Here is a 16,851-nt window from a genome sequence, read left to right as displayed (position 1 = left end):
CTTGCATCTATCCACTTTAAGCACACGCAGAGCAAGCACGGGACTTATTCACACCCTCCCTAGGTTATCGATTAGCCTGTCTTCATATCATTAACCGACTGCAACATCGCCCGGCTCTCGCGCTGGAACTGAGGTGCGAAATCCCCAAACCAGGCCGCCACTTCCTCGAATTCGCGAATGAAACCTTGCCTGTCGCCACGCTTCAGGAGTTCGAGCGCCTGGGCATAGTTATCTAGGTAATCCCCTATTGCGGTCATGCTCTCCTGTTGGGCGAAGATGATATCGGCATAGAGTTCGGGACTCTGGGCAAACAGGCGCCCGACCATCGCCAGCTCCAGCCGGTAGATAGGCGAGCTGAACTGCAACAGGTTGTCGATATCCGCCGCCTCGCGATAGAGGTTGAGACCATAGACGAAGGAGGAGAAGTGGCGCATCGCCTGCACCAACTGCATCGCCTTGTCGTGCTGCTGAGCATCGGCCTCGACGAGACGCGCCCCCCAGATCCCTATCTGTTCCAGCAGCCATTCGTACTGCTCGCGGCCGCGGCCATGACACACCACCACCACCTGCTTGGCCAGGCTGCCCACATCCGGGCCGAACATGGGGTGCAGACCTACTACCGGGCCTTGATGGCTGGCGAGCATCGCCTCAAGCGGCTTCTCCTTGATGGAGGTGAGATCGGCCAGGATGCAGCTGCTCGGCAGGCTGGTAAGCCTGTCGCGAATCAGCTCGCAGGTGATGCTAATAGGCACAGTGACTATCACCATCCCTGCCCCGTCGAATATCGCCTCGGCCTGCTGCCAGTCGTCTTTATCAAGAGATTTCACCTGATAGCCGGACAGGCTCAGCATCTGCGCAAACAGGCCGCCTAGCTTGCCCTGACCACCGACGATCACCACATGGCCCAGATCTGTCTTCACCTGCTTGAAACCGACGTCCTTCTCGTTGAGATAGGACTCGCGCATCAGGCGGCGCAGAATATCTTCGATCAGCTGGGGCGAGACATTCATCTTGGCCGCCTCTTCCCGGCGTTTGGCCAGCATGGAGGCCTCACGTTGAGGCGCGTAGATGGGCACGCCGGCCGCATGCTTGACCCCGCCCACCTGGGCCACGAGATCCAGGCGCTTACGCAGCAGATGCAGTAGCTGTTGATCGACGCTGTCGATATGCTCTCTCAGTTTTTCCAGTTCGTTAGTGGTTTTCTCACTCATTTGCGCGTGTTCCATCAGGCATTGACCGCCTTGAGCATAGCAAATCTGCCTGGTAAAACCGATGCCAATTGTGCCGCCCCCTGACGTAGGAGATCTTCTGTGGTCTGCCAGTCGATGCAGGCATCGGTTACCGACACCCCGTAGGCCAACTCACTCATCGGCTTGTCGCTGCTCTGATTGCCTTCGTTCAGATGACTCTCCAGCATGACACCTATGATTGACTTGTTGCCGTTGGCTATCTGATCGAACACATCCTGACAGACGCTCGGCTGGCGGGTGTGATCTTTACTCGAGTTGCCGTGGCTGCAATCCACCACCAGGCGGGCGTTGAGCTTGGCCGCATGCAGCTGCTGCTCACACTCGGCCACGCTCGAAGCGTCATAGTTAGGCGTCTTGCCACCGCGCAGGATCACGTGGCCATCTGGGTTACCCGCAGTCTGCAGCAGCGCCACCTGACCCGCCTGGTTGATCCCCATAAATCTATGGCTGCTGGCCGCCGATTGCAGCGCGTTGATCGCCACCCCCAGCTTGCCGTCGGTACCATTCTTGAAGCCGACAGGCATGGAGAGACCGGACGCCATCTCCCTGTGGGTCTGAGATTCTGTGGTGCGCGCGCCGATGGCCGACCAGGTGACCAGCTCGGAGATGTATTGCGGGCTGATAGGATCCAGCGCCTCGGTCGCCACCGGCAGTCCCAGCTCCGCCAGCCAGATCATCAACTCGCGCGCCTGACGCAGCCCCTTCTCCACATCGAAAGACTCATCCATATCGGGATCGTTGATCATCCCCTTCCAGCCCACGGTTGTACGTGGCTTCTCGAAGTAGACCCGCATCAGGATGTAGAACTCATCTTTAAGCTCATCGTGTAGCGTCTTGAGGCGCAGTGCGTACTCCTTAGCAGAGGCGATATCGTGGATAGAACAGGGGCCGCTGACCACCAGCACGCGGTTGTCACGCTTATGGACGATATCCGATACGGTGCGGCGCGCGTTAAGCACATAGTGATAGGCGGCAGTCGACAGGGGCAGTTGTTGTTTTAACTCTTCCGGGGTCACCAGCACCTTCTCCGAGCTGATGTGAACATTATTTATCGTGTCTTGCTGCATACCTGTCACCAACCTAATCTGTTTTCTCATACCTAAACGCAATATCGTAATGGTACACCATTACATCTGTGAGCTAACTATGCCTGCTGCATAAATTTAGATCAAGCAGAAATTTGCTTTTCAAGCAGAATTCACGATCGAAGCGGTAAAAGCCTCATTGAGCGCTGGCTAAAGAGAGAGATTTTGCCACTAGAGTGGATTTACCAAGAGAGGTTTAGCCAAGTGGGGTCAGCCAGGCAAGAGAATAGGAAAAGGGAAAATGCACAAGGCTATGCTAAGGATGACAGCGCCCCAATTAGTGAACGCCTAAAAACAAAAACCCGCCATAAGGCGGGTCATTGTGCGAACACTGCATCTTTTTTTACGTTTTAGCGAGTGCTTACTTAGCAAGCTTCTCGCGGATACGTGCAGACTTACCTGAACGCTCACGTAGGTAGTAAAGCTTAGCACGACGAACACGGCCGCGACGCTTAACTTCGATGCTAGAGATGAGCGGGCTGTGAGTTTGGAACGCACGCTCAACACCTTCGCCATTAGAGATCTTACGTACAGTGAATGCAGAGTGCAGACCACGGTTACGCTTAGCGATAACAACGCCTTCGAACGCCTGTAGACGCTCTTTACCGCCTTCAACAACACGTACTTTTACAACTACTGTGTCACCTGCACCAAATTCTGGTACGTCTTGCTTCATTTGCTCATCGTTGAGCATTTTAATGATGTTATTCATGAATAAACTCCATACTAGTAATAACTGACCATTTTTACTCGCCTGCTTGGGCGGTATTAACAAACTCGGCTAATAGCTTGGTTTGTTCATCAGTCAGAGCTAGATTTTCAAATAATTCTGGTCGCCGCAGTAAAGTTCTTCCGAGACTCTGCTGCAATCGCCAGCGTCTAATATTTTCGTGGTTGCCGCTAAGCAATACCGCCGGTACATCGATACCATCTAGACTTTCGGGGCGAGTATAGTGGGGACAATCCAGTAATCCGTCAGAGAAGGAATCCTGCTCTGCCGACGCTTGTTTACCTAGCACGCCAGGAACCAAACGAGACACCGAATCAATCAGGGTCATCGCTGGGAGTTCACCGCCCGAGAGCACGTAATCTCCAATCGACCACTCTTCATCCACTTCCGTTTGAATAATGCGTTCATCGATACCTTCGTAGCGACCACACACTAAAATCAAACGCTCCGATTTAGCTAACTCTTCAACGCCCTGCTGTGTCAGCTTGCGTCCCTGAGGAGAAAGATAAATCACCTTAGCCTTATCACCCGCAGCGGCTTTCGCTGCATGGATGGCATCACGTAGAGGCTGCACCATCATCAACATGCCAGGTCCGCCGCCGTAAGGCCTGTCGTCCACTGTTCTATGTTTATCATGGGTGAAATCTCTGGGATTCCACGTTTGCAACTCTAACAAACCGTTACTTACGGCCCGACCCGTTACACCAAAGTCTGTTACGGCACGAAACATCTCTGGAAACAGGGTTACTACCCCTAACCACATCTGTTGTCCCTCGACTTAGAAGTCCGGATCCCAATCCACTAAAATTTGTTTTTCCGCCAGATTCACCTCAAGGATGAACTGCTCGGTAACAAAAGGAATCATACGTTCCGTTTTGCCAAAGCCATCTTTCGCGTTGGCCTTCACAAGCAGCACGTCGTTCGATCCTGTTTCCACGATCTGGTCGACCTTGCCCATCTTGTAGCCTTTAGTATTCACCACCTCACAGCCGATAAGATCACGCCAGTAGAATTCATCTTCCGGCAGTGCCTTCATCGCCTCGGCGGGAATGGCAATCTCACAGTTAGTGAGCATTTGCGCTTGGTCTCGAGTGGTTACGCCTTCCAGGGCGGCGATAATCGCCTTGCCTTGGTAGCGCCACTGTGCAACCTTGACTTCGCGCCATTCGCCTTGCTCTTTAATCAACCAAGGTGAATAGTCAAAAATATCTTCGACAGAATCGGTATAGCTAGTGATCTTCAACCAACCTTTAATGCCGTGACTAGCGCCTAATTTGCCTAGTACGACAGGTTCTTGGTGACTACTCATCAATCTATACCTAAACGCTATTAAGCAGCAGCTTTACGAGCGTCTTTGATCAGTTTCGCTACACGATCAGTAGTAGCAGCACCGTTAGCAACCCAGTGATCTACACGATCAAGATCTAAGCGAAGAGCTTCTTCTTGACCACGAGCAACAGGGTTGAAGAAGCCAACACGTTCGATGAAACGACCGTCACGAGCGTTACGGCTGTCAGCAACAACGATGTTATAGAATGGACGCTTTTTTGCGCCGCCTCGAGCTAAACGAATGGTAACCATGCGTCTTTTATCCTCTAATGATTTGCTTCGTTCTGAAGCAAAAATAAAAACTGGAACCCCGTGTTCGCGAAGAGTCCCAGATAGAAAGCCGCACGATTCTACCTGAACCGGCGACAAATGCAACGTTTTTCACGCAAAAATAGCAAGCCCACTAAGGGCTGAAAACCCTTAATGGACTTAGCTAAATCTATACAAAGTCAGACGATTAACGTCCCGGCATCTTCATCCCGGGAGGCAGCATTCCACTCATGCCGCGCATCATCTTCTTCATGCCGCCTTTACCGGACATCTTCTTCATCATCTTCTGCATCTGAGTGAACTGCTTGAGCAGACGATTGACGTCCTGGATCTGGGTACCTGAACCCATGGCGATACGACGCTTACGAGAACCCTTGATGATCTCTGGGCGCTTACGCTCGCCTGGGGTCATGGAGTTAATAATAGCCTCCATTTGTCCCGTTAGCTTGCCGTCTTGCACCTGAGCCAGGGCTTCTGGAGGGAGTTGACCGACACCGGGCAGCTTCTCGAGCATGCTCATCATGCCGCCCATGTTCTTCATCTGTTGTAGCTGCTCACGGAAGTCTTCTAAATCGAAGCTACCGCCTTGCTTGACCTTAGAGGCCAGCTTCATCGCCTTCTCTTTATCGACGCCGCGCTCAACCTCTTCGATCAGGGAAAGCACATCGCCCATGCCCAGAATGCGCGAGGCAACACGGTCCGGATGGAAAGGCTCGAGCGCATCTGTCTTCTCGCCCACACCCAGGAACTTAATCGGCTTACCGGTAATATGGCGAATCGACAGCGCCGCACCACCACGGGCGTCACCATCGACCTTAGTCAGTACCACACCGGTCAGCGGCAGGGCTTCGTTGAAGGCCTTGGCGGTGTTAGCCGCATCCTGACCCGTCATGGCATCGACCACAAACAGGGTTTCTACCGGTTTGACCGCGGCGTGCAGCGCCTTGATCTCATCCATCATGCTCTCGTCGACATGCAGACGACCCGCGGTATCGACGATCACCACGTCGATAAACTTAAGCTTGGCGTGGGCCATGGCCGCATCGACGATGTCGATAGGCTTTTGCGATACATCCGATGGGAAGAACTCGACCTCGACCTCATTGGCCAAGGTTTCCAGCTGCTTGATCGCCGCCGGACGATAGACGTCGGCGCTGACCACCAATACAGATTTCTTCTGTCTTTCACGCAGGAACTTAGACAGCTTGGCGACACTTGTGGTCTTACCCGCACCTTGCAGACCGGCCATCATGATCACCGCTGGCGGCTGCGCCGAGAGGTTTAGCGCCTCGTTGGCCTCGCCCATGGCATTTTCGAGCTCACTCTGGACGATCTTAATGAAGGCCTGGCCTGGGCTCAGGCTCTTGGTGACCTCTTGGCCTACGGCGCGCTCTTTAACGCTGTTAACGAAGGCGCGAACAACGGGCAAGGCGACGTCGGCTTCCAGCAGCGCCATGCGCACTTCGCGTAACGTTTCTTTAATATTGTCTTCTGTAAGGCGACCACGACCGCTAATATTTTTCAGGGTGCGTGATAATCTGTCGGTGAGGTTCTCAAACATTATCGCGTTCTTTACCGTTTAGAATTTACATGATTGGGGCAGTATTATAGCGATGCACAGATATTATGCTACCGCGCAGCGTAAGTTATGGCTTAGGCAAGTTATCTGCTGTAGGGTAAAAATGTCAAAACTTAGGAGTAACGCTCAGAAAGTGCTAATTTTTGTGTGTAAAGCCTCTGCCCAAAATAGCATCCATCGTGTTATTCTAACGATCAACTAAGGATAAAAACTCGACCGCCTCGCGCAGGTCGATGACCACAAGAAAGCTCACATAACGATAGGTTAATTTTCGATGGTGATTTTTTCGGCTTCAGCCATTTTCTTCTACAGTATCGCACTCGTCTTGGTCGTCAGCCGACTGTTTCATGCCGATGGCCCTAACCGTAAAGCCGTAGCCGCCTTCGCCGCCGTGGCCGTGGTACTTCATGCCGCCGCCCTGTCTCAGGCCATCTTCACCGGTGACGGTCAAAACTTCAGCCTGACCAATGTGATCTCCATGGTGAACTGGATCATCGCCTTCACCTTCACCATCTTGATGTTCCGTCTAAAGGTGATCGTCGTCGTGCCCGTGGTCTACGCCTGCTCCGTCATCTCTGTGGCGCTGCTGTGGCTATTACCACCTAAATATATCACCCACTTCGAACTTTACCCCGAGGTGCTGGCCCACGTGGTCCTGTCGCTGATGGCCTATAGCGCCCTGATGATCGCCGCGCTTTATGCCATCCAACTGGCGATGATTCAAAACAAGCTGAAGAAGAAGCAGCTGATGCTGAGCCCGGCGATTCCACCGCTGATGACGGTAGAGAAGCAGCTATATCATCTGGTGATTATCGGCGTGGTACTCCTGAGTCTGTCGCTGGCGACCGGCTTTATCTTCCTCGATGATATGTTTGCCGACGGCCAGGGCCATAAGGCGATCCTCTCTATCATGGCTTGGTTTACCTATATCGCCATGCTGGCACAGCAGTACTGGGTGGGTTGTAAGATCCGCACCGCCGTGGCCTACACCCTGACTGGCGCAACCCTGCTGTCACTGGCCTACTTCGGTGCCCGCATCGTCAAAGAACTGATCCTGCAATAGGCCAGACACGCTAAATTCCGCACACTTCACCTAGGTCAAGATGGACGAAAGTGCGACCTAGGTGAACTTGACTCACAGCCCAAATCGCTGTATTTACTAAATCTTAACGCTATTCTTACTCATCAACGCCAAAGTGGGGCCACTGATTGGAAGCTATATCCACCAGCGTACTTGTCATCATCCTGTTCGTACTCATCATCATCTCCGCCTATTTCTCCGGCTCAGAAACCGCCATGATGTCGCTCAATCGCTATCGCTTGCGTCATCTGGCCAACAATGGCCATAAGGGCGCTAAGCGTGCCATTAGATTGCTGGAGCGCCCAGACAGACTGATCGGCTTGATTCTAATCGGCAACAACCTGGTGAACATCCTCGCCTCGGCCATCGCCACCATATTGGGGATTCGCTTGTTTGGTGACGTCGGGGTCGCCATCGCCACGGGTGTGCTCACTCTGGTGGTATTAGTCTTTGCCGAGGTGACGCCAAAAACCGTCGCCGCCCTGCACCCTGAGCGTATCGCCTTTCCGTCCAGCGTACTGCTCAAAGCCCTGTTGGTGGTGCTCTCACCCCTGGTGAAGATAGTTAACTTTATCACCTCGACTTTCCTGCGCCTGCTGGGTATCCGCTCGGTGAAGGCCGATGATGCCTTGAGTCAGGAGGAGCTGCGCACAGTTGTGCACGAGGCCGGCGCCCTGATCCCCCAGCGTCACCAGGAGATGCTGCTCTCTATCATGGATCTGGAGAAGGTCACGGTCGAAGACATAATGATCCCGCGCTCGGATCTCTACGCTATCAACGTCAACGACGACTTTAGCCGCATCAATAAGCAGGTGATTCAGAGCCCACACACCCGGGTCCTGCTCTACCGCGATAACATAGACGATGCCGTCGGCTTCGTTCACCTAAGAGACGCCCTGCGCCTGCAATCCAAGCAACAGTTTAGTAAGTCCTCCCTGCTGCGGGCGGTAAAAGAGATCTACTTCATCCCCGAGGGCACGCCCCTCAACGTGCAACTGGCCAACTTCCAGCAGAACAAGGAACGTATCGGCCTAGTAGTAGACGAGTATGGGGATATTCAAGGGCTGGTAACGCTGGAAGATATTCTCGAGGAGATAGTCGGCGACTTTACCACCTCGATGATCACCACGCCTAGCGAAGATATCAACCAGCAGCAAGATGGCAGCTTCCTCATCGACGCCACCATCAACATCCGCGATCTTAACAAGGAGATGGACTGGCACTTCCCCATCGATGGACCTAAGACGCTCAACGGCCTGATCCTTGAGTATCTCGAGGAGATCCCCGAGCCTAACACCTCGATGCGTCTCTCGGGCTACCCGCTTGAGGTGGTCGAGGTGGCCGACAACATGGTGAAGACGGTGCGGGTCATGCCCCAGCACTACAAGGCGCCTAAGGGCAGTCGCAACTAGTCCTCACAATTCACCAAAAAAGGCGCCCTAAGGCGCCTTTTTGTTATCCCATAGCGACCACAATTTCTAATTGTCATGCTTACTGGCATGGGTTAAGGCCCGGCGCTTATCTCTCGCCAATGGGGTTATCGCTTCGTCTAAGTCGCGCTCCAGCCCCAGCATAAAATAGAGCTCGGCCATCAGGAAGAAGGGGCCGATCAACAGCTGATTAAGATCGTCGATAAAGGCCGGCTTGGCCTTCTCATACTTGTGGCCGATGAGCTGGAAGATCCAGCCAATCACGAACACGCCGATGGCGATGGTCCAGGCCTGCTCCATCCTTGACACCAAGAAGGAGGTGTAGAGCACAGGCAGGATAAATAGCACCAGCCCCAGCGCCAGTTTGGCATGCAGCGCAAAGTAATAAATCAATACAGCGCAGGCAAACAACACAGCTACGTTCAGCTCCAGCCCTATAGAATCGAAGCTGTACAGGCTAAAGGGGATGGTGTTTAACATCACGAAGGCCGACCAGATGATCAGCGGGATACCGACAAAGTGGGTCTTGATGTTAGTGGGGTTGAGGTGAACACTCTTGTAGGTGGATAACTGCTCGATCGCAGATTTCATGGCTCGGCTCCATCGTCTTTTAATCTTGCGAAACCAAAGCCAGCCCTATCCTGGCTACCGCCATTTTAGACTGTCAGGCTAAGTGTGACGCTCGTCTCAGTTAGCCTAACCTAAAACATTTTATTAACAGATGCCAGTGTGATGCGTCGACACAAAGCGCCGAAAACGAAATTAAAACAGCCAGTATTTCTAAACCTTAGCCCAGATGAGGCTAATGCACAGCCAGTTAAACAGCAGTTGCATTAACCCATCTATCAAGGCCAATAGCTAGTTTGACTCGAGGATCACGGTCGCCGTGGCGTAGTGTTTCTCATCGGCGATAGAGAGATGGGCACGGCTGCCGCCCAACAGACTCAGCCGCTCGGCCGCACCGCCTTGAAAGGCGATAAGCGGCGCACCGTTAGCATCGTTACTGATCTCGATATGCTGGAAGGAGACGCCGCGGCCTATGCCTGTACCCAGTGCCTTGGCGGCCGCCTCTTTGGCGGCAAAACGCTTCGCCAAATAGCGACCGGGCTGGGAGGAAGCCAAGAATATTGCCATCTCGGCCTGGGTCAACACCCGCTTGGCGAGCGGACACTTGACCAGCGACGCCTCGTCTCCCGCCGCAGGCACCTTGTCGGCGATACGCGCGATCTCGACAATATCTGTCCCTAAACCAACAATCATAAGCTCTTCCCTACCCGCCACGACATGATATTAATGCTAACGATAAGACGATTACTGACCGCTGCGACCTTCGACCATCAGCTGCTTCATGTCACGCACCGCCTTGTCCAAGCCATCGATAGCTGCGCGGGCGATGATGGCATGACCGATATTAAGCTCATACAGCTCAGGAATGGCCGCGATGGGCTTCACATTGTGATAATGAAGACCATGGCCCGCGTTGACCACCAGCCCCTTACCGTGGGCGTAAGTTGCCATCTCGGTAATACGTGCCAGCTCCTTGGCCTGCTCTGCATCTGTCTCGGCGTCGGCATAACAGCCTGTGTGTAGCTCGATAACCGGCGCGCCTACGGCGACGGTGGCGTCGATCTGCACAGGGTCGGCATCGATAAATAGCGACACCTTGATGCCCAGGGCAGTCAAACGCTCGACCGCGGCGCGGATCTTCTCCTGCTGGCCTGCCACATCCAGGCCGCCTTCTGTGGTCAGCTCTTCACGCTTCTCAGGTACCAAACAGACATATGCAGGCTTTACCTCACAGGCGATATCCAGCATCTCGTCGGTCACCGCCATCTCGAAGTTCATACGCGTCTTGATGGTCTTGGCCAGTAGGTAGATGTCTCTGTCGCAGATATGACGTCTGTCTTCACGCAGATGCACGGTAATACCTTCGGCGCCGGCATGCTCGGCAACGGCTGCAGCGTGGACAGGATCCGGGTAACTGGTCCCACGGGCCTGACGTAAGGTGGCAATGTGATCGATATTAACGCCTAGATGAATACGGCTCATGGAAAGTCCTTAAGTGTAGAGTGTCGCGATTGGAATTTTGTGCCTATTTTACTAAAGCTTGAGGGAAGGCCACAAGGGAAACCCCCGATGAATATGCGCAGCGCACTGCTGCAAACATAGACGAGGAGCTACTTGCTGTAACTCGATGGCCTATTGCCCTTTAAAAACAGCGCCCGCGACTTAAGCGGCTTGTCCCCCAGCAACGGCGACAGTAACTGCCTCATCAGCAGCTTAGCCTGTTTAAAGTCGGCCTCTGCCAGCCTGTCTTCCTCCAGAGCGCGCAGCATCTCGCCACTAAAATGGTTTGGCTTGGGGCCGAGAGCAGTGCTAAAGCCCTCTTCAGATAACAGGCGGTAGTAGAAGTCGGTCTCGATAGGGCTGCCTTCGATATCCAGATTCAGCGATGGCATCACCCCAAGCTCCTTGAGCAGCGAAAGCTCAAACTGTCTGAGCTGCGCCTCGCTAAAGGCGGCGGCCATGGCCATCAGTGTCTTATGATAGGTAAAGAAGAACTGCTCGGCGCCATGCTCTACCGACAAGCAGCGCACCAAGAGCTCGTTAAGATAGAGGCCAGCAAAGCTATCGCTGCCGCTCAGGGGCACAGCCGGGCTGGCGGCCTCCACCTGATACAGGCTCTTGAGGCTGCTTCGCCCAGACAGCTGAAACAACAAGGGCTGAAAGGGTTGCAGTATGCTCTTAATTGAGCTCTTGCCACTGCCCAGGCGCGCGACGGCATCGACCCTGCCCAGGCCGTCGACCAACAGATTGACCAGCACGCTCGACTCCCGATAGGGACGGGTGTGCAGTACATATCCCCTGTGCATTGCCCTCTTCCTTAATCCCTGTTTACCAAAAACAATGCTGACAAAAAAGCCGAGATAAACACGACTCTTGTGTGACTACCTCGGCTTACCTTTATTCTTACTGGCTTAGCTCTCGCCGTAGCCTAATGAACGCAGGGCGCGCTCATCGTCGGCCCAGCCAGACTTGACCTTGACCCAGACCTCGAGGAAGACCTTGTTATCGAACAGGACCTCCATATCTTGACGGGCCTGGGTGGCAATGGTGCGGATACGCTCGCCCTTGTTGCCGATCACCATACGCTTCTGGGTCTCGCGCTCCACCAAGATCAAGGCATTGATCTGATAGACGCCATTTTCCATCATCTTAAACTGCTCTATCTCTACCGTGGCATCGTAGGGTAGCTCGTCGCCGAGGAAACGCATCAGCTTCTCGCGCACTATCTCAGAGGCCATAAACTTCTGAGAACGGTCGGTGACATAATCTTCAGGGAAATAATGCGGCGACTCAGGTACCGACTCCAGCGCCAGCTCCATGATGCGCTGCACATTGGTGCCATGGGTTGCCGAGATAGGCAAGATCTCATCAAATTCAAACTTGGCCGCCAGATTCTGCAGATGCGGGAACAGCGCCTCTTTGTCCTTGATGTTATCCACCTTGTTGATGGCCAGAATCGTCTTGCGGCCATCGTCACGGCTGTGAAGCTTCTTCAGCACCATCTCATCGTCGGCGGTCCAGTTAAGACCATCGACCACGAATACCACCAGGCTAACCTCGGCGAGAGAGCTGGACGCCGCGCGATTCATCAGACGGTTGATGGCACGCTTCTCTTCGATATGCAGACCAGGGGTATCGATAAACACCACCTGACGCGGGCCATCGGTGTGAATGCCCATGATGCGGTGACGCGTGGTCTGCGGCTTCTTAGAGGTGATAGAGATCTTCTGACCCAGTAGCTTATTCAGCAGGGTCGACTTGCCGACGTTAGGGCGGCCGACGATGGCCACCATGCCGCAGTAGGTCACCTCATATTGGCTACCACTGCGGCCGCTGTTCATCCTCGCCAGCAGCTCGTCTAGACTCGGCTCTTGTGCGCCTTCAGGCTGCTCGGGTTTGTTACTCATTTCTTAATACGCTCCAACACTTCTGCTGCGGCAATCTGCTCCGCCTTTCTGCGGGAATTGGCCACGCCGATAACGGCTTCTTTTAGCTGCTCCACCTTACACTCCACGGTGAAGGTTTGCGCATGGGCTTCGCCGCTGATGTTCACCACAGTATAGACAGGGAGCGGCTGCTTAAATCCCTGCAGGTGCTCCTGCAGCAGGGTCTTGGGATCTTTCTGATTGACCGGCTCGATCACCGCAAGACGGCTCTTATACCAGTTTAGTACTAAAGTGCGACAGGTCTCGATATCGGCGTCCAGATAGATGGCGCCTATGATCGCCTCCATGGCGTCGGCCAGGATAGACTCGCGGCGAAAACCACCGCTTTTGAGCTCACCAGGGCCCAGCTTAAGATAATCGCCAAGCTTAAACTCCTTGGCGATCTCGGCTAGCATCTTGCCACACACTAGGGTGGCGCGCATCCGGCTCAGGTCACCCTCGGTCGCCTTGGGAAACTGATGATACAAGGCGTCAGAGATGACGATAGAGAGAATAGAGTCGCCTAAAAACTCCAGTCTTTCGTTATGCTTGCTCGCCGCACTGCGGTGAGTTAACGCCTGCTCCAGCAGCGCGATCTGCTGAAATTGATAACCTAATATTCTACCCAAACGCGGTAGATTCTTAATGGGTTCCATCTACACAATTCCGCCTACACGGTTAAAGCGTACGCCTGTCGGTACCCAAGTCGGTAAAAAGTCCGACGGCTTACGCTCAAATTCAAAACTAATCCAGATCGCTACCGCCTTGCCGACCAGATTGGCCTCGGGCACGAAGCCCCAGAAGCGTGAGTCTGTGCTGTTGTCGCGGTTGTCACCCATCATGAAATACTGACCTTCAGGCACAACAAACTCGCCCACCGCCAGGTTACCCTCACGGAAATAGTAAGAGGTCGGCTCGCCGCGTCCTGGGTTGATCAGGATATCGTGGGTCACATCGCCCAGCTGCTCCTTGTAGCGCAGCAATGGGATATTATCCTGGGTATATTCGCCCTGGTTGACACCGGCGCGCTCTATCTTCTCAAGCTTAGGACACTCGCTCTGCCCCTCAGGACAGGCCTTCTGAATATAGAGGTCCTTGTTACGATAGACGATGCGATCCCCCGGTAGGCCGATGACACGCTTGATGTAGTCGATCTGCGGGTTTTCTGGGTATTTAAATACCGCCACGTCACCGCGCTGTGGCTTGCCCGTTTCGATAAGCTTGCTACGCCACACAGGATCTTTCAGCCCATAGCTAAATTTTTCCACCAGGATGAAGTCGCCCACCAGCAGGGTTGGCATCATAGATCCCGAAGGAATTTGGAAAGGCTCATAGATAAAAGAGCGTAGGATCAACACGAAAGCGATAACCGGAAAAATAGAACGCGAGGTCTCCACTATGGCGGACTCACGCACGATTTTTTCGGCGCTCTCTTCGCTAATCTCCTGGTTGGCCGCCTGGGCCATGGCCAGCTTCTGCTGACGCTTAGGCGCTAAGACTAAGGCATCGAACATCCAGATCAGGCCGCTGCCTAGGGTCACCAAGACCAGAATAAGGGAAAAATAAGCTGCCATACGCTAACTAACTCCTGAAAAATGCTCCAGCAAAATAAGGGATTTATCGCCTGCCTAGCAGGCCATTAGCCCATTTATACTGTAACAAACAAAGCGCCGCAAACCGCGGCGCTCATTATCAATCACTATTAACAATTATTAACTAAAAAGTGATTACTCATTGATCTTCAGCACGGCGAGGAAGGCCTCTTGTGGAACTTCGACGTTGCCCACCTGCTTCATGCGCTTCTTACCCTCTTTCTGCTTCTGCAGCAGCTTCTTCTTACGGGAGACGTCGCCGCCGTAACACTTAGCGGTTACGTCTTTACGCAGGGCCTTGACCGATGAACGGGCGATGATCTGGCTGCCGACGGCCGCCTGAATCGCGATATCGAACATCTGTCTTGGGATCAGTTCCTTCATCTTGTTTACCAAGGCTAGGCCTTGGTAACGCACGTTGGCCTTGTGCAGGATCATCGCTAGGGCATCGACGCGATCGCCGTTGATCAGTACATCCAGACGCACCATGTCTGCCGCCTCGAAGCGTTTGAAGTTATATTCCAGCGACGCATAACCGCGGCTGGTCGACTTCAAGCGGTCGAAGAAGTCCATCACCACCTCGGCCATCGGCATATCATAGGTGATCGCCACTTGGTTGCCGTGGTAGACCATGTTGGTCTGCACGCCGCGCTTCTCGATACACAGGGTGATCACGTTACCCAGGTACTCTTTAGGTACCAGGATGTTGGTCTCAACGATAGGCTCACGCATCTCTTCGATGTTGTTCATCGGCGGAAGATCCGATGGGTTATCGACGTAGATGGTCTCGCCCTTGGTGGTCACCACCTCGTAGACTACGGTCGGTGCCGTGGTGATCAGATCCAGGTTATATTCACGCTCGAGACGCTCCTGAATGATCTCCATGTGCAGCAGACCCAGGTATCCGATACGGAAACCAAAGCCCAGTGCCGAAGAGGTTTCCGGCTCGAAGAAGAGCGAAGCATCGTTCAGGCTCAGCTTGTTGAGCGCGTCACGGAAGTTCTCATAGTCGTCGGTCGAGATAGGGAATACACCGGCATAAACCTGTGGCTTCACCTTCTTAAAACCAGGCAGCGGCTTGTCGGCGCCATTCTTGGCCAGTGTCAAAGTATCGCCCACAGGCGCGCCGTGGATCTCTTTGATACCCGCAATCACGAAGCCCACTTCACCTGTACTCAGCTGAGCCGTGTCTGTCTGCTTAGGCGTGAAGATACCGACGCGATCGGCCGTATGGGTCTGGCCGGTCGACATCACCTTGAACTTGTCACCCTTCTTGAGCACACCGTTCTTGATACGCACCAAGGAAACGACGCCCAGGTAGCTGTCGAACCAAGAGTCGATGATCAACGCCTGCAGCGGCGCTTCAGGGTCACCTTCTGGTGGCGGGATCTGAGCCACGATAGTTTCTAGCACGTCGCTGATACCTAAACCTGTCTTGGCCGAGCAGCGCACCGCATCAGCAGCCTCGATACCCACGATATCCTCGATCTCCTCGGCGACACGCTCTGGGTCAGCCTGGGGAAGGTCTATCTTGTTCAGTACAGGCACCACGTCCAGATCCATATCCAGCGCGGTATAACAGTTTGCCAGGGTCTGAGCCTCAACGCCTTGACCGGCATCGACCACCAAGAGGGCGCCTTCACAGGCAGCCAGCGAGCGTGATACTTCATAGGAGAAGTCCACGTGACCTGGGGTATCGATGAAGTTCAGCTGGTAGGTTTCACCATCTTTAGCTTTGTAATCGAGAGTCACACTCTGGGCTTTAATGGTAATGCCGCGCTCACGCTCGAGATCCATTGAGTCCAATACCTGCGCCGCCATCTCACGGTCAGACAGGCCGCCGCACTCTTGAATAAGACGGTCAGAAAGGGTTGATTTGCCATGGTCAATATGGGCAATAATCGAAAAGTTTCTAATATGCTTCATTGTGCGAAATGACTAAACTCGAAATTGAAATTGATCTAAAAGTGCCGAATTGTACCCGATCGCTAAACTAATACCAATTGGAATCCATCGAGCAATGAAAATAATAGACTAGTTAGCGGGGGAAATGCCGTCTATGGCCCGGCCAAGGCGGGAGAGGATCACCGGCTGACTGTTGATCTCCAGCGTTTTTGCCCAGCGCCGACCCAGCCACCAGGCGCTTGCCGCGCCGCTCAGACCAAGGGCGATAGTCAGCAGATCGCTGCTCACCAGTCCTGCCAGATCAGCGAGGAAATGTCCTAATGTGGCACCAATAAACAGGCCAGCCAGCGGCATGAGGTAGACGATGGCGGCCGCCTTTAAGATCACGCTTTCGGGCAGGCCAAGCTTTAACAGTTCACCGGGTTCATACTGGGTGTCGCTAGGCAGCGAGAAGCGCTGCACCTTGGGCGAGAACGCCTTAGACACGGCAGAGGTGCCGCAGGTGTCATTGTTATCGCAATGATTACAGGCATTTTTAACTTTCACTTCGACCGTGACCCAGCCATCGCCCGGGCACCTGATCACTGTGGCGGTTTCTTCCATCATAG

At 53.7% G+C, this 16,851-nt stretch carries 18 protein-coding genes; 2 read left to right on the top strand and 16 right to left on the bottom strand.

All coding sequences use genetic code 11. From position 1 onward, the window contains the following. Positions 1–71: 71 nt before the first annotated feature. The 7 genes from tyrA to ffh all read right to left on the bottom strand — a co-directional run bounded on the left by tyrA (position 72) and on the right by ffh (position 6,225). Positions 72–1,211, bottom strand: a complete 1,140-nt coding sequence (gene tyrA / locus K0I63_RS05405) for a bifunctional chorismate mutase/prephenate dehydrogenase (protein WP_220082785.1) — start codon at positions 1,209–1,211, stop codon at positions 72–74. Positions 1,212–1,225: 14 nt separating this feature from the next. Then, complete coding sequence (locus tag K0I63_RS05400; RefSeq protein WP_011864871.1) at positions 1,226–2,317, bottom strand: 3-deoxy-7-phosphoheptulonate synthase; 1,092 nt, start codon at positions 2,315–2,317, stop codon at positions 1,226–1,228. A 379-nt stretch (positions 2,318–2,696) separates the two neighbouring features. After that, on the bottom strand, positions 2,697–3,047 hold the full coding sequence (gene rplS, locus K0I63_RS05395) for a 50S ribosomal protein L19 (protein WP_011864870.1): 351 nt from the start codon (positions 3,045–3,047) through the stop codon (positions 2,697–2,699). A gap of 34 nt (positions 3,048–3,081) precedes the next feature. Beyond that, positions 3,082–3,828 (bottom strand): tRNA (guanosine(37)-N1)-methyltransferase TrmD, encoded by a 747-nt coding sequence (gene trmD / locus K0I63_RS05390; RefSeq protein ID WP_220044556.1) that lies wholly within the window; start codon positions 3,826–3,828, stop codon positions 3,082–3,084. A 15-nt stretch (positions 3,829–3,843) separates the two neighbouring features. Further along, positions 3,844–4,374 carry a ribosome maturation factor RimM gene (rimM, locus tag K0I63_RS05385; protein WP_011864868.1) on the bottom strand — a complete coding sequence of 177 codons (531 nt, stop codon included), beginning with the start codon at positions 4,372–4,374 and terminating at the stop codon, positions 3,844–3,846. Between the two features lie 20 nt (positions 4,375–4,394). Continuing rightward, entirely contained in the window at positions 4,395–4,646 is a 252-nt protein-coding gene (gene rpsP, locus K0I63_RS05380) for a 30S ribosomal protein S16 (RefSeq protein WP_011864867.1), read from the bottom strand. A 205-nt stretch (positions 4,647–4,851) separates the two neighbouring features. Further along, on the bottom strand, positions 4,852–6,225 hold the full coding sequence (gene ffh, locus K0I63_RS05375; RefSeq protein ID WP_220044555.1) for a signal recognition particle protein: 1,374 nt from the start codon (positions 6,223–6,225) through the stop codon (positions 4,852–4,854). Between the two features lie 292 nt (positions 6,226–6,517). Between ffh and K0I63_RS05370 the strand changes: the two genes are divergently transcribed. Further along, the gene (locus K0I63_RS05370; protein WP_220044554.1) at positions 6,518–7,306 is read left to right on the top strand and encodes a cytochrome C assembly family protein; all 789 of its coding nucleotides are present in this window, start codon (positions 6,518–6,520) and stop codon (positions 7,304–7,306) included. A gap of 146 nt (positions 7,307–7,452) precedes the next feature. Then, on the top strand, positions 7,453–8,736 hold the full coding sequence (locus K0I63_RS05365; protein WP_144201113.1) for an HlyC/CorC family transporter: 1,284 nt from the start codon (positions 7,453–7,455) through the stop codon (positions 8,734–8,736). Between the two features lie 66 nt (positions 8,737–8,802). Here K0I63_RS05365 and K0I63_RS05360 read toward each other — a convergent pair whose 3' ends face one another. The 9 genes from K0I63_RS05360 to K0I63_RS05320 all read right to left on the bottom strand — a co-directional run bounded on the left by K0I63_RS05360 (position 8,803) and on the right by K0I63_RS05320 (position 16,849). Further along, positions 8,803–9,345 (bottom strand): Mpo1 family 2-hydroxy fatty acid dioxygenase, encoded by a 543-nt coding sequence (locus K0I63_RS05360; protein WP_220082784.1) that lies wholly within the window; start codon positions 9,343–9,345, stop codon positions 8,803–8,805. A gap of 267 nt (positions 9,346–9,612) precedes the next feature. Further along, on the bottom strand, positions 9,613–10,014 hold the full coding sequence (gene acpS / locus K0I63_RS05355; RefSeq protein WP_220082783.1) for a holo-ACP synthase: 402 nt from the start codon (positions 10,012–10,014) through the stop codon (positions 9,613–9,615). Between the two features lie 51 nt (positions 10,015–10,065). Then, entirely contained in the window at positions 10,066–10,803 is a 738-nt protein-coding gene (gene pdxJ / locus K0I63_RS05350; RefSeq protein ID WP_220073338.1) for a pyridoxine 5'-phosphate synthase, read from the bottom strand. 128 nt (positions 10,804–10,931) lie between these two features. After that, positions 10,932–11,627, bottom strand: coding sequence for a DNA repair protein RecO (gene recO / locus K0I63_RS05345; protein ID WP_220082782.1), 696 nt, complete (start codon positions 11,625–11,627; stop codon positions 10,932–10,934). Between the two features lie 105 nt (positions 11,628–11,732). Next, complete coding sequence (gene era, locus K0I63_RS05340) at positions 11,733–12,728, bottom strand: GTPase Era (RefSeq protein WP_220082781.1); 996 nt, start codon at positions 12,726–12,728, stop codon at positions 11,733–11,735. Continuing rightward, positions 12,725–13,402: a ribonuclease III gene (gene rnc / locus K0I63_RS05335; protein WP_011864858.1), complete on the bottom strand. Its 678-nt coding sequence runs from the start codon at positions 13,400–13,402 to the stop codon at positions 12,725–12,727. Before rnc ends, era begins: the two co-directional genes overlap by 4 nt. After that, positions 13,403–14,320, bottom strand: a complete 918-nt coding sequence (lepB, locus tag K0I63_RS05330) for a signal peptidase I (RefSeq protein ID WP_011864857.1) — start codon at positions 14,318–14,320, stop codon at positions 13,403–13,405. It lies immediately after the preceding gene. 153 nt (positions 14,321–14,473) lie between these two features. Further along, complete coding sequence (lepA, locus tag K0I63_RS05325; protein WP_220082780.1) at positions 14,474–16,264, bottom strand: translation elongation factor 4; 1,791 nt, start codon at positions 16,262–16,264, stop codon at positions 14,474–14,476. Between the two features lie 108 nt (positions 16,265–16,372). Further along, complete coding sequence (locus tag K0I63_RS05320) at positions 16,373–16,849, bottom strand: SoxR reducing system RseC family protein (RefSeq protein ID WP_220082779.1); 477 nt, start codon at positions 16,847–16,849, stop codon at positions 16,373–16,375. Between the last annotated feature and the right edge of the window lie 2 nt (positions 16,850–16,851).

The organism is Shewanella rhizosphaerae, assembly GCF_019457655.1.
Classification (GTDB): domain Bacteria; phylum Pseudomonadota; class Gammaproteobacteria; order Enterobacterales; family Shewanellaceae; genus Shewanella; species Shewanella loihica.
This window is presented reverse-complemented; position numbering and strand designations above follow the sequence as displayed.